The organism is Pseudobdellovibrionaceae bacterium (genome assembly GCA_023898385.1).
In the GTDB taxonomy this organism is placed as follows: Bacteria; Bdellovibrionota; Bdellovibrionia; order Bdellovibrionales; family UBA1609.
The window spans coordinates 49598-62527 of the sequence record CP060220.1 but is presented as its reverse complement, the minus strand read 5'-3'; the positions used below and the strand labels follow the sequence as shown (position 1 = coordinate 62527).

Genomic DNA, 12930 nt, shown 5'->3' with positions numbered 1-12930 from the left:
GAAAATACAATTCATTACTTTGAGGATATCACACAACTGAACATACTCTAAAAAGAAAACCACCCCTGTCCCAGGTTGAGACGATTGCACAAAAATGTGCATCAAAATGAACCAAAATTATGAAAAAGTGAGGCTGCTCCAGGTCCGGCCTCCTTCGAAGCGGGGCACCGCAATCCTATACCCCCAGACTACGTGGTTCTTTAAATTTGGCACTAAAGCTTTGCCAGGACCGGACCCACAAATCCATAACAGTGACCAAAAACAAACCAGGCACCCTACAAGGCTGCCGCCACTAAGCCGGCAAACATGAAAAAGTAGACACCCACGGCGGCTACGGCTAACCAACCCCAGCGGGATAGGCGATAGGCTGCCCAGGCAGTGAACAGCCCATGAAGAATCAATGATATCCCCACCGTAAAACTGGCATTTGTTAAAATTTTCACAAGCATGGGTTGAGCTAAAACTTCTTGCTGCTCTGGCGGAAATAACTGTGCGTATTTCGTTACACCTTCTAGCAACACGGAATGCCCCATCATATGCGCACCAACTAAAAAGGCGCCGAGGGCAAAACTTAAAATGGCCGGCTTCAAATAAAAAATCTGTCGAGATTCTTTTAAGTACGCCACGCCCCCCATTAAAAACACTAAAAACACCGAGGCCATGGAGAACGAATCTATCTCGCCAAGATAAAAATAGGAAAAAGCCACTTCTCCTAAAGCGGCCACTGCTGCTGCAATCAGTGCCACCTTCAGTGATGCAAAAGTGTCGACAACGGCAAACACAAGTAGAGGAATAAGAACCACTAAAAACAATGATGTTGATCCCATTACAGATGCTCCCGCCAAACTTTAGCTAAATCACGGGTGATATTTTTTTGATGAGCTTCAATGGTGCCACCACCGATTTCAAGAAGCTTTGCATCTCGCCACAAGCGCTCAACCGTGTACTCTCCCACATAACCATAACCACCCAAAACCTGCATGGCTCGATCGGCGACATTTTTTCCCATAGTGGAAGCGACTAATTTAACACCATCAGAATCAATTCGATTCCCGGACTGGGCAAGATCCAATCGCCGAGCCGTATCGTAAACATAAGCGCGACTCGCCATATATTCAGCATAGCTCTCACCAATGTGTCTTTGAATCTGCCCAAACTTCGACAAGGGTTGACCAAAAGCTTCGCGCTCATTGGCATAACGAACCATCACTTGCAGGGAACGCTTCGCAATTCCCAAGCTCATAGCAGCCAAAGTGAGGCGTTCGAGTTCTAAATTTCGCATCATGTGTTCCATCGAATCACCTTCAGCACCAATCAACGCCGACATCGGCACCTGGCAATTTGTGAACACCAACTCCGCCGTGTTTGAAGCGCGCATACCGGCTTTGTCTTTAATTTTTTGCCCCACCGAATAGCCCGGATGATCTTTTTCAACCAAAAACGTAGAAATTAAAGCCCGCCCCTTGGTCTCTCCTGTTTTTGCATACAACAAAACACAATCAGCGGCCGTGTTCTCTTCATCGATGGTGCCGTTAGTGATCCACATTTTTCGGCCGTTAATCACATACCCTTCACCTTTTTTTTCAGCCACCGTGGTAAGACCCAGTACATCCGTACCCACCTGTGGCTCAGACATGGCCATACATCCCACCCATTCACCCGAACACAGCTTTGGTAACACGCGAGCTTTTTGTTCATCACTGGCATTCACAGCAAAGTTGTTAGCCGTGAGCATGGAATGGGCCAGATAAGCTAAACAAAAACCAGGATCAGATGCTGACAATTCTTCATGTACGATGACGGCGGCCACGGCATCCATCTCCGCCCCACCGTACTCTTCGGGTACGGTGATACCCAAAAGCCCCATCTCGCCTAACTTTCGAAAAAGCGGCAAATTGAATTTCTCTTTACTGTCATACTCAAGGGCCTGTGGCTCCACTTCTTGCACAACAAACTCACGAACGGCATCGCGAAGCATTTGGTGTTCTTCGGAAGGGTTGTAAAGATCAAATTGGGGCAACTGCACATCGGACATGGGCTCTCCTTCATCTGGTAAAATCCAAAATCAATATACAGACCCCATAGGAGTTGGGCCACTGTGAATTTTTTTACCTCTATCACCGAGTGAAAACTCTCATGAACTCGTGATCACCCCCACACCTTTTGCGGCCACGGGATTGCGGACCGAAGGGTTCGTCACGAAGCCCCTCAATGAGTCGCTGCAGCATGGATTTGCCGTAAATTTTGTAGGGTCCCTCGTTGCAAATTATCAATTTTTTACTAAACTCCCCCTCATTAACCGTCGCAAAGCAGCAATTTACCAGGGGGATTTTTGTGGCCAACGTGACCGAACCGACATTTGATTCGACCCACACATCTCCCCACCTTCATAGTTATTTTGACTACAACGCCACAACTCCCATGGATACTCGCGTTTTAGAGGCCATGCTCCCCTACTTTTGTAAAGAATTTGGAAATGCCTCAAGCGATAACCATCGCTTTGGATGGCAGGCGCGATCCGCCGTCGAAAGAGCTCGCAGCCATGTGGCCCGACTGATCGATGCCTCCCCAGAGGAAGTGTTTTTCACAAGTGGCGCTACTGAAAGCATCAACATGGTTCTGCAAGGGGTTGTGGAAGAATTTATGGATAGCGATGATCCCATCCATATCATCACCACAAATGCGGAACACAAAGCCACTATAAACACGTGCCAAGCCTTGAGTGGGCGCGGAATTGAAATCACCTACCTGCCGGTGAACCGCTACGGTCAAGTGCAACCCGACCAGGTGAGTGCGGCCCTCAGACCCCACACGCGATTGGTTAGCATTATTATGGCCAACAATGAAATAGGATCTATCAATCCCGTGGATGAAATCGGGAAGGTAGTTAAAAATTGTAATGTCTTGTACCACCTGGATGCCGCACAAGCTGTTGGCAAAATGCCACTTCGCGTTTCTGATCTAGACGTGGATTTTATGTCCATCTCTGGACACAAAATCTACGGCCCCAAGGGCATTGGCGCTCTCTACAAAAAATCAGACGCGCCACTGAAACCCATTATTTTTGGCGGCACTCAAGAATTCGGATTGCGCCCAGGCACATTGAATGTGCCCGCCATTGTAGGCCTCGGCCAAGCCTGTGAAATTTATCAACACGAACAACATCAAGAATCCAGCCGCATCACTCAGCTTCGAGATCGGCTGATTCAAAAAATTCTTTCTGAAGTGCCGAAGGCTCGTTTAAATGGGCACCCCACACTGCGACTTTGCAATAACGCGAGTTTTGCCTTTCAAGGCGTTTCACCTGAGATTATTTCTCAGCACCTCAGAAACTTTGCAATCAGCTCTAGCTCAGCCTGTAATTCGGCCTGCACCGAACCGAGCCATGTGCTTCAAGCCATTGGGCTGCCTGAAGATCTGGCCCGATCCACCATTCGCATCGGGCTGGGACGCGAAACCTCAGTGCAAGATGTGGACGCCCTGGCCGCAGCCATTGTGCAAATGCCTCACCCACAGTAGCGAAACTCTTAAAAGATTTCGCATAGTTAGACACTCTCTCGGGCCATCTCGCCAGAAATTGACGGTTGTGCTATACTATTTTCGACGTTTGTGCGAAACCACAGGTGTTTTTAAATGGAGACCCTATGATTCAAATCAGTGAAACTGCTGCAAAAAAAATTACTTCGTTAAAAGCCGAAGAAGGAGCTCAACCTGAAGCCTTCTTGCGAGTGAAGGTGAAGCGCGGGGGCTGCTCTGGTTTTTCGTATAAAATGGAATTCGACACGCAAACAGGCGATAAAGACAAAACCTTTGAGTCAAGCGGCGAAAAAGTTGTCGTAGACAGCGAAAGCCTACTTTATCTTTTAGGTATGACTTTAGATTATGAAGGCGGCTTAAACGGTCAGGGGTTTGTGTTTTCAAACCCCAATGCCACTAAAACCTGTGGTTGTGGATCTTCATTTGCCGTTTGAAGCGGGCAAACGATTCTTTTCTACCGTTTTATAATCAGCTAGACCTTGAATGTTCATTCCGTACATTCCGCGAGCACTGGCTTCTTTGATTCCAAAAGGAAGCTCCGTACCGATGGCCACTATGGCGCCACGCACATTGGCGGTGTCCATGGGCGAATTAATTTTAGTTCCCGCAAGATTTGCATGACTCATTTGCGCCCCATGCATTTGCGCATGAATAACTACGGCACCGCTGAGATCGGCGTTATCTAGATAAGCGCCATTGAGTTCTGTGCGATCAAGGACTGCACCGCTCACATCAGCAGAATAAAGTTTTGCGCCGTTGAGATAGGCTTTTGAAAAATCAGTACCTCTAGCTTTTACACCAACCAGAATGGCCCCATTGAGTTGGGCATTTCTTAAATCAAGACCATCAAGGATAGCGCCTGAAAGATCGGCGCCATTTAATTTCACTCGACCCAACTTCATACCCCGCATATCGCCACATGGCCCTACGAAGTGTGGATTATAACCCTCTTCCCCGCGGTCATTTTTGCACACGCCAGTTTTGCTGGGTTCATCCCATTGAAACCGAAAACCCAAATCATTTTTTGATTTAGCCTCTGCTGGGGTCTTTCCCATGGCGTTGCCTGGATACATCAGCGCTACGCCGAGTGTGATCAAAATTAGACGAAGTGTTTTTTCTAGAACTATTCGTAGCATTTCATTCCTCCAAAAGCTCAATAGACAATGTCACCATCGGCCAACCCCGGCATTGACTTGAGGCCAGATCCGAAAATAAAATCGAGGTGTTCTGGATTTTTGTCTTAGTTGCATCGCATTACACAGAAGGAGTCTCCCTTGTTACGTTTCATCGTTGGTCTCTTCATCGTCTCCGCCACCATGCAGGCCCATGGTATTGCTGAAAACGATTTTCGGTTCGGGGTTTTAGCTGGAAACTTTATGCCTCAAGGAGCACTGGCTGCTGGTGGCAATGGGATTGGATATGGTCTGCATTTTGCCTATATGTTTAGCGATGACCTCGTGTATGAGATGGATTTTCTGTCCAGCAGTGCCGGCGACCTCACTCATACGGGTTTAGGAATTAATATCTCAAACTACTATGAGGCCTTTCGAAATATTTATTTAAGCTACACAGGTGGTATGACGCTGATCTTGAATTCTTTAACATCAGGCACAGACACGGCCGCAGCTAACGGCGTGGGTCTTGGCGGAGGTGCCGGAATCGATTTCGACCTGAGTAGCCAGTTTGTGGCGGGGTTTCAAGTTCGCTATTATTACGGTTTACCCGTTAAAAAGCAGCTTTCTGGCAGTGATGTGACTGTGGTGGATAGCTTTGTGACCATTTTGTCGCGCATAGCTTACGTTTATTAACGATCGCACTGAAAAACAGTAACTATCTGAAATAGTTAATCAAATTAGATTTTTGACATATTCAAAAACGGCCCCACATTTAATAGCGGAGGTTAAGGTTTTATGAATGTAGTTATAGATCAAGCTATGGCAAAGCGACTTGAAGAGTTCGTTCACCGTCTGCAAAGCCGTACGCCTCAAACCGCTATATTGCTTGAGGTCAGACAATGGCCAGACAAAGATAACAGCAATCACAAGCTCGTGCTCCAGGTTAAAAATGATGCTTTTTTCTTTGATGTGCAGGCCGATGGCGAAGACCTCACCAATGTACTACACTCCCTTGAGCGGTCTTTTGCAGATGAAATCGGTCAACGAAAAGCAGTGGCGTTGATGCTTACAGAAGACATCAATGCAGACTCTCCGTTTTACAGTCGCTATTTACACTAATCTTTGCGCCGACGCGGGCGACGACGGTTTCGTCGCTTTCGCGAGTCTTGGCGGTCGTTGCCTCTGGACGGACCTGATTTTCCGTCACCAGAGGGGGCTGATCGTTGAGCCGCGACAGTTTCTTCTTTTACCAAATTTTCTGATTGAGCCATTAGATCGGCATCTTCTTCTATAAGGCTTCCTTGCACGGCGTAGGACTCTTCGGTGTCCGATTTGGCCACTCCGCCCTGAGGCCGGCGCTTACCCACATCTTGGACTTTATTCATCTGTTCACTTAAATCCACAGTGATATCACCGAAGACCTGCAACTGGCAGGAAAGCCGTCTTTGATCCAAAAAGTAGCCACTGCCAATAAGACTTAACTCTTTATTCGATGGCGGCAACACATTGTGATCACCCTCTACGATCTTCACGCGACATTCAGCACACGAGGGCACTCCATTACAAACCGATTTGATCGGCAATCCGTTTTCATGGGCCAGGTCCATCACCGACTGATTTGGAGCGATCTCAAATTCTACGTTTTGGGGAACAAACTTCACCTTCACGTCAGCTCACCTTCACCTTTGCAAATCTCTTCTTGCCCGCCTTCAACACAAATTCTTCACCCGATGACAAACTCATAAACATTTTTGGGTCCAAAAGTTTTTCTCCGTCCCGCTCTATGGCACGCCCCTCAACCAACCGACGGGCTTCACCGTTGGACTTAGCCAGTCCGGCCGCCACAATCAATTGACATAACCCCATGGAGTCTTGGGCCGAAAGAACCACCTCAGGCATTTCATCGGGCAGCCCTTTTTGTTGAAACATTCGATTAAATTCTTCTTCGGCCTTTGTCGCGGCTTCTGACGAATGAAAGCGCGCGACAAAACTTTTGGCCAGATCTGCTTTCGCATCGCGGGGATGCTTTTTTCCAATAGATAGATCTTTTTTAAACTGTGCCAAGGAGTCTGCAGTCATGTCGCCTAAAAGTTCGTAATAGCGAACCATTAGTTCATCTGAAAGCCGCATGGTTTTACCAAACATCTCAGTTGGGGAATCTTCTACTGCGATATAATTATTAAGGCTCTTTGACATTTTTTGAACGCCATCTAGGCCTTCAAGAATGGGCATTGTTAATATACATTGCTGTGAAACGCCGTAAGCTTTTTGTATGTCACGCCCCACCAACAAATTAAACCGTTGATCTGTGCCACCCAGCTCAAGATCGGCCTTCATCGCCACAGAGTCATAACCTTGAACCAATGGATATAAGAACTCGTGAATAGCAATGGACTCGCCACCTTTAAAGCGTTTGTTAAAATCATCTCTCTCAAGCATTCGAGCCACATTGTATTGAGCCACTAGCCGAATAAAATCCGTGGCCGTCAATTGGCCCATCCACTGCGAATTGTACAAGACCTCGGTTCTCTCTGGATCTAATACCTTAAACACTTGTCGAGCATAGGTTTTGGCGTTCTCCTGCACTTCTTCTTCGGTGAGAGCTGGGCGAGTTTCATTTTTACCGGTGGGGTCACCTATTAACCCGGTAAAATCACCAATAAGAAACATGACGTGGTGACCAAGATTTTGCAGCTGCCGCATTTTATTGATTAAAACCACATGCCCTAAATGTAAATCCGGACGAGAGGGATCAAAGCCGGCCTTCACCCGTAGTGGCGTTTTTGTCTCATAGCTCTTTTTCAATTTGGCCAACAGTTCAGCCTCAGAAACCAAATCAACGGATCCCAGTTTAATTTCTCGAAGTTGTTCTTCAGGTTTTAACGGAAACAATTCAAATACCACCTTACGATCTTATCGAGCGTGCTCCACCATTCGTGTCTCTCGCACAACATTCACTTTAATTTGCCCAGGATAGTTCAACTCACGCTCAATCTTTCTAGCAATATCTCGGCTTAACATCACAGATTGGTCATCCGTGATCTTACCGCTATCCACAAGCACTCGAATTTCTTTACCCGATTGAATAGCAAACGTGCGCTCTACGCCATCAAAACTATTGCCAATAGATTCTAAGTCTTCCAATCGACGAATGAAATTTTGCATCGAAGACCGTCGAGCCCCAGGTCGGGCTTTTGAAAACTCATTGGCCGCTTGCACGATGTGAGCTGTCACTGACTGTGGCTCTTCTTCACCATGGTGAGCCCGAATGGCATGCACAACCTGATCGGTTTCACCATGTCGACGCGCAAAATCAGCGCCGACAATGGCATGACTGCCTTCAACAGTATGGTCAATGGATTTGCCAATGTCGTGCAACAATCCCGCTCGCCTTGCCAACTTCACATCAGCCCCGATTTCAGCGGCCATTAAACCCGCCACATATCCCACTTCTAAACTGTGTTCATATAGATTTTGCGTAGCCGAACTGCGGTATTTAAGACTTCCAAGCAGGTTCAAAATCTCTGGGTGCACATTGGGGATACCCAAATCAAAACAAGCCTTTTCGCCATCCTCTTTGATATCCCGAAGCAGTTCTTTTTTAACCTTATCCACCACCTCTTCAATGCGTGCAGGATGTACACGCCCGTCGTCCATAAGCTTAAGCAAAGTCCGGCGTCCCACTTCGCGGCGAACCGGGTCAAAACTAGAAACCATCACTGAGTCCGGCGTTTCATCAATAATAATATCGACACCACAAGCCGCTTCGAGGGCCCGAATATTTCGCCCCTCACGGCCGATGATCTTTCCCTTCATCTCATCGCCCGAAAGCGGAAGGCTCGTCACCGTTCGCTCGGTAGTGACTTCACTGGCATAGCGAGCCAGGGCTGTTGAAAGAATCTGGCGGGCTTTTTTATTGGCCTCTTTGAGGGCCTCTTCTTCAATATGGGAAAGCTTTTGAGAAGCTTCTCGGCGCGCGTCCTCTTCAAGGGCCGTCTTTAACTCGTGCCGGGCTTGGTCCGTGCTCATGTTGGCCACGGCCTCTAGTTTTTCTTGCAACTCATTGATCTTGCCCGTGGTTTGTTTTTCGAGGTCTTTTATTCGCTGCTCAGCAATTTCTAGGCGCTGTTCTCGCTCATCTGTTTCACCCAGCTTTGACTGCAAGGTCTCAGCTTTTTTCTGATACTCTTTTTCTAGCCGGGACTCTTTGTTCTTCAACTGCCCTTCGACCTGCTGGATCTTTTGCTTCTCTTTACGAATGTCGTTTTCGGCATTACGTCGAGCTCTCACCTCAAAGTCTTTGGCTTTTTTCTGAGCATCTCTTTCTAAACGATTGGCGTTAGATTTGGCCTTACTCATAATGCGGTCTGCTTCCACTTTTGCAAAATCGCGGACTTTTTCATCGAGCATTTGTCGATAAATATAGAGACCTAAAACGCCAAAAACCGCTCCCGCTAACAGGCCAATCACGCCCGTTAAAACCATTGAGCTATCCATTTTTAAACCATCCTTTCAACACCTGCCGCCGGCTGTGTTTGAATCGTTCGCTTTTCAGTGACAATCCAATCCATAACCACATCGTGGCTATCTGCCGGCAACGGCTTTTCATCAATTTGAACTTCAAAAGCCACACCCACTTTTAAACCCGAATATTTGGCCAACGCCCGATCATAGAAACCCCTTCCATGCCCCAGTCGATGTCCAAAAATATCAAAGGCCACACCCGGCACCAAAACCACTTGGCACTGGGACAAATCCACAGCCTGCGACCCCTCTGGGCGCGGCTCTCGAATTCCCCAACGATTGACCGGCATATCGGCCTCAGAATCGAACAGGAAAAAATCCAGATCATCACCATCGACCCGAGGCACTGCCAACTGCCAACCCTCAGGCTGACGGTGAAAGTCCTCCAAGCTGGCCTCACCGCTCTTATTCAGGTAGCTCGCACAAAGGCCTGCCTTGTTTGGTAACACTTTTCTAAGATGGGTCACCAGTTGCGCACACGCCGCTTTGGCCTCAGGAGTGGCCGCAAAATCGTTGCGCACTCTCTGATAGTGTTTTCGCAAAACACTCTTGTCTCGCAATGGAGTTAAGGATCTGTCTTCTGTCAAAATTCAAACTCTTCCTAGAATTAGTTATCTAATCTAATTCGTGCTACAGGAGAGTCTTCCAGATCAGTGAGGAGTTGTTGGGTTCGTGATTCAATGCGATCTAACTCGCCCAGAGCTGTTCTTTTTAATATGATCAGCTCCTCGGCAATATGTAGGGAGGCCAATAAAAGTGCGTTTTGGAAAGATACGTTTTTTCCAATATCCAGGGCTTCTTTCACTTTTTCATCAACCATAGCGGCCAGTTGCTTCACTGTTTCTTCGTCATGCGACGAGCGCAACTTCATTGGCAAGCCGGCGATTTCAACCATATATAGGTTTTTCGATGACTCTTCCACAATTCCTCAAAATCCGAAAAATTCTCAAAGAATATTAATAACCTATGGGAACCCAAGGAGCTAGGACTTCTCCACCTGCAGAAACACCGCATCAGTGATAAGGAGGGTTGGGGGTGCTGGTTCGAACGGAATGGAGAGAGAGGGAGGGCGGCTGAGGGGGGCCGGGAGCCATGGGATCGGCCGGCACGAGTGGCCGCATTGCGTCTTCGGATTGCGTCACTTGCGTGCCGCAACCCGGATACGCAATGCACATCGTGATGGCCGATCCCATGGCTCCCGGCCCCCCTCAGCCGCCCTCCCTCCCTCTCTCTCCACTCCTGCCCTGTGTCTACAACGACTAACTTCCGTCTTGGTTCTGGGTGTTCGGATTTTTTTTGACGTGTCTCCAGCCCTGCTGGTTCAGAGTTTTGGCTAATCACTCTCAGGTTGATCCGCCCAACCCAATATCTGATATCGGATGATCGCCACCTTCCTGATGCGCCCCTTTTACTTGATTTAGAACTTTTTTAACTTATTTGGCGAACCCCTCACCTCCCCCTTTAGGTTTGGTTGGGTTCCCTACGAGGCATAATGTTGTATGGATCGTTGTCTTTAAGGACACCGTACACGTGGTTGGCCGCTAGTCCGGCTATTCGGCGATATTCGTGCAATACATCAAGGTGGATGGAGCTAGTATTTATGGATTCGCGGCGGCCCTCTATGAGTCTTGAAAAGTGCCCCTCTCGCAGGGCTTTTTCCACTTTCCTTACCTCGCGCTTGAGGTAAATAACTTTTGAGGCCAGCTCGGTGTCCCTTCGCTGAAAGGCGCTGAGTGAAAGCTCCACTTCTTCAACCACCAGTTTATGCAGGTGGCGCAAGCCCTCCCAGGCTTCTTTTGTGAACTCAAGCTTTAAGGCGTGCTTTTTGTTGGCCAGTTCAATCAAGCTATTGTCTACCACGTCCGCGGCACTCTCTAGGTCGGCGGCAAAGGATACTATTTGAATCACCTGGCCCTGCAACAGGCTCTCCGAATTTTCTATGAAAGAGGTGAGATACAGACTTATCTCTTTGTTTAAAAGGTCCACGCGGTTGTCGCGTTTTTTGATTTTTTCAAACAGGTCCGGATCTTCCCTTTCAAAGAGTTTAAGTGAATCTCGAACCATCGAATACACAATGTCACCCATGCGAAGGACTTCGCGCTCGGCGTGGGCCATGACCACCGACGGACTTTCATAGGTGCCGCGTTCTAGGAATTTTGTTGAAAATTCTTTTTCTGAATCTAAGGGCGGAAACATTTTTTCTACTACGCGGGCACCGATATGGATAAATGGAAAAAACAAAATTGCTGAAATAATATTGTAGGCCGTGTGGGCATTGGCTACGTTTCGTTGAATGCTATCTAAATCAATAAGGTGAGCAAAAAAATCAGTGGCAAAGTAGAAAATACCTACACTTATAATTTTAAATAAAAAATGCGCCCAGGCCACTTGGCGACCCACATAGTTGCCACCTGTTGAAGCCATCAGGGCTGTGGCCGTAGTTCCAATATTGGCCCCATAAACCCAATAGATGGCGTCAGACAATGAGATTAAACCCGTTGTCGCCAGAGACATTGAAAATCCAATAGTGGCCGCACTACTGTGAACCACAGCGGTAAACACTGAAGTCACTAACACCGTAACCAGAGGATTGGCCTTTAAGTAATCTAAAAAATCGACAAAAAACCGAGCGTCCCGCAAATCGCTAGTGGCCACTCCGATAAGATCTAGCCCCCAAAACAGCAGACCAAATCCCATGAACACGCTCATCACACGCCTAACCACGCGCTTTTTACTGATAAAATAGACAATAAAAGAAAACGCAAACAGGGGTAGACCGTATTTTGAAATATTTAAACTTAATAGTTGAACTGTAAAAGTCGTCCCAATAGCGGCACCAATGATAATCCCCATCACCTGCCTTAAGGTCACCACTCCGGCCGACCCCAGGCCCACCAATAAGCTCATCACCGCCCCGGAGCTTTGAATGACCACTGTCATTAAAATCCCCACCACCACACCCCAAAGTGGGCGATCACCCAGCGTGGTCAGCAAATCACGAATACGGTTGGCCGCCAATTTTTGCAGATTGTCACTGGCAAAACCCATTCCAAATAGAAAAAATGCGATACCGGCGATGGCTAAAACTAAAGATGAGTGCCCCATAACGAAATTCTAACACAAAATTCTTGGATTGCACGCACCGTCATAGTGAAATAAGTAAACCTGTATTGATATATCCCATTGAGGAGGGGTCTTTGCCTAACGCTCATTCTTTGCAAAATTATGGCTGGCTTTTAGTTAAAGGTTTTTTTGGCTTGGCTTTTACGCTCTTACTAGCCCGCTGCTCGGACCCATTAAATACGGCCGGAGATGTGGAGCCCACGTTTTCTTCGCTGTATTCGAAGTTGTTTTCTACTGAATGCGCCAGCTGTCACCAACCTGGCGGATCGGGGTACGTGGCAGGCGCCCCGCTGGATTTTTCTTCCACCAGCACTGGCTATTTCAGTTTATTTCAATCCGTGGGCGGGGCATCGAATTCAGGCACTTGTGGTTCGTTGTCTAATGTGGCCGCCGGCAGCCCAAGCCAATCGTATTTAATGGGTGTTGTAAGCAGTCAGTACTATGAGGACAACTTTGGGGGCGTCAGCGGTTGCACTCCGATCAACACCCACATCAATGGCGTTGTAAATCTCAGCACCAGTGAGCAAGCCGCGCTTGAACAGTGGATTCAAAGTGGAGCCGCTAACAACTGAGATAATTCTTTGAGCTCTTGCCAACGCTCAGGGCTTTGTTGCTTTAAAAACACCGCAGA

At 47.7% G+C, this 12930-nt stretch carries 14 protein-coding genes; 5 read left to right on the top strand and 9 right to left on the bottom strand.

Annotated elements, in window-relative coordinates; genetic code table 11:
- Positions 1-275 precede the first annotated feature (275 nt).
- Positions 276-827, bottom strand: coding sequence for a septation protein IspZ (locus H6626_00260; protein USN47563.1), 552 nt, complete (start codon positions 825-827; stop codon positions 276-278).
- Positions 827-2035: an acyl-CoA dehydrogenase family protein gene (locus H6626_00255; GenBank protein ID USN47562.1), complete on the bottom strand. Its 1209-nt coding sequence runs from the start codon at positions 2033-2035 to the stop codon at positions 827-829. Before H6626_00255 ends, H6626_00260 begins: the two co-directional genes overlap by 1 nt.
- Before the next feature lie 386 nt (positions 2036-2421).
- Between H6626_00255 and H6626_00250 the strand changes: the two genes are divergently transcribed.
- Positions 2422-3519 (top strand): cysteine desulfurase, encoded by a 1098-nt coding sequence (locus tag H6626_00250; GenBank protein ID USN48909.1) that lies wholly within the window; start codon positions 2422-2424, stop codon positions 3517-3519.
- 125 nt (positions 3520-3644) lie between these two features.
- The gene (erpA, locus tag H6626_00245; protein ID USN47561.1) at positions 3645-3971 is read left to right on the top strand and encodes an iron-sulfur cluster insertion protein ErpA; all 327 of its coding nucleotides are present in this window, start codon (positions 3645-3647) and stop codon (positions 3969-3971) included.
- Here erpA and H6626_00240 read toward each other — a convergent pair.
- Positions 3957-4673, bottom strand: coding sequence for a pentapeptide repeat-containing protein (locus tag H6626_00240; protein USN47560.1), 717 nt, complete (start codon positions 4671-4673; stop codon positions 3957-3959). The genes erpA and H6626_00240 overlap by 15 nt on opposite strands.
- Positions 4674-4811: 138 nt before the next feature.
- Here H6626_00240 and H6626_00235 point away from each other — a divergent pair, with 138 nt between their 5' ends.
- Together H6626_00235 and H6626_00230 are read left to right on the top strand one after the other, a co-directional pair.
- Positions 4812-5345 carry a hypothetical protein gene (locus H6626_00235; GenBank protein ID USN47559.1) on the top strand — a complete coding sequence of 178 codons (534 nt, stop codon included), beginning with the start codon at positions 4812-4814 and terminating at the stop codon, positions 5343-5345.
- A gap of 102 nt (positions 5346-5447) precedes the next feature.
- Positions 5448-5771 carry a hypothetical protein gene (locus H6626_00230; GenBank protein USN47558.1) on the top strand — a complete coding sequence of 108 codons (324 nt, stop codon included), beginning with the start codon at positions 5448-5450 and terminating at the stop codon, positions 5769-5771.
- Here the strand turns inward: H6626_00230 and H6626_00225 are convergent.
- The 6 genes from H6626_00225 to H6626_00200 form a co-directional block, all read right to left on the bottom strand.
- A complete protein-coding gene (locus tag H6626_00225; protein USN47557.1) occupies positions 5768-6319 on the bottom strand; it encodes a (2Fe-2S)-binding protein in 552 nt (183 codons plus the stop codon). The genes H6626_00230 and H6626_00225 overlap by 4 nt on opposite strands.
- A 1-nt stretch (position 6320) precedes the next feature.
- A complete protein-coding gene (locus tag H6626_00220) occupies positions 6321-7544 on the bottom strand; it encodes a tyrosine--tRNA ligase (protein ID USN47556.1) in 1224 nt (407 codons plus the stop codon).
- A 21-nt stretch (positions 7545-7565) separates the two neighbouring features.
- Entirely contained in the window at positions 7566-9137 is a 1572-nt protein-coding gene (gene rny / locus H6626_00215; GenBank protein USN48908.1) for a ribonuclease Y, read from the bottom strand.
- A gap of 14 nt (positions 9138-9151) precedes the next feature.
- Positions 9152-9763: a 5-formyltetrahydrofolate cyclo-ligase gene (locus tag H6626_00210; protein USN47555.1), complete on the bottom strand. Its 612-nt coding sequence runs from the start codon at positions 9761-9763 to the stop codon at positions 9152-9154.
- A 20-nt stretch (positions 9764-9783) separates the two neighbouring features.
- The gene (locus H6626_00205) at positions 9784-10071 is read right to left on the bottom strand and encodes a cell division protein ZapA (protein USN48907.1); all 288 of its coding nucleotides are present in this window, start codon (positions 10069-10071) and stop codon (positions 9784-9786) included.
- A gap of 566 nt (positions 10072-10637) precedes the next feature.
- Positions 10638-12281 carry a Na/Pi cotransporter family protein gene (locus tag H6626_00200; GenBank protein USN47554.1) on the bottom strand — a complete coding sequence of 548 codons (1644 nt, stop codon included), beginning with the start codon at positions 12279-12281 and terminating at the stop codon, positions 10638-10640.
- A 92-nt stretch (positions 12282-12373) separates the two neighbouring features.
- Here H6626_00200 and H6626_00195 point away from each other — a divergent pair, with 92 nt between their 5' ends.
- Complete coding sequence (locus tag H6626_00195; GenBank protein ID USN47553.1) at positions 12374-12871, top strand: c-type cytochrome; 498 nt, start codon at positions 12374-12376, stop codon at positions 12869-12871.
- The last annotated feature ends 59 nt before the right edge of the window (positions 12872-12930 follow it).

Excerpts from the sequence above, each read along its gene's own strand:
- H6626_00260 (USN47563.1), bottom strand. The coding sequence starts at position 827 with ATGGGATCAACATCATTGTTTTTAGTGGTTCTTATTCCTCTACTTGTG.
- H6626_00255 (USN47562.1), bottom strand. The coding sequence starts at position 2,035 with ATGTCCGATGTGCAGTTGCCCCAATTTGATCTTTACAACCCTTCCGAA.
- H6626_00250 (USN48909.1), top strand. The coding sequence starts at position 2,422 with ATGGATACTCGCGTTTTAGAGGCCATGCTCCCCTACTTTTGTAAAGAA.
- erpA (USN47561.1), top strand. The coding sequence starts at position 3,645 with ATGATTCAAATCAGTGAAACTGCTGCAAAAAAAATTACTTCGTTAAAA.
- H6626_00240 (USN47560.1), bottom strand. The coding sequence starts at position 4,673 with ATGCTACGAATAGTTCTAGAAAAAACACTTCGTCTAATTTTGATCACA.
- H6626_00230 (USN47558.1), top strand. The coding sequence starts at position 5,448 with ATGAATGTAGTTATAGATCAAGCTATGGCAAAGCGACTTGAAGAGTTC.
- rny (USN48908.1), bottom strand. The coding sequence starts at position 9,137 with ATGGTTTTAACGGGCGTGATTGGCCTGTTAGCGGGAGCGGTTTTTGGC.
- H6626_00205 (USN48907.1), bottom strand. The coding sequence starts at position 10,071 with ATGGTTGAAATCGCCGGCTTGCCAATGAAGTTGCGCTCGTCGCATGAC.
- H6626_00200 (USN47554.1), bottom strand. The coding sequence starts at position 12,281 with ATGGGGCACTCATCTTTAGTTTTAGCCATCGCCGGTATCGCATTTTTT.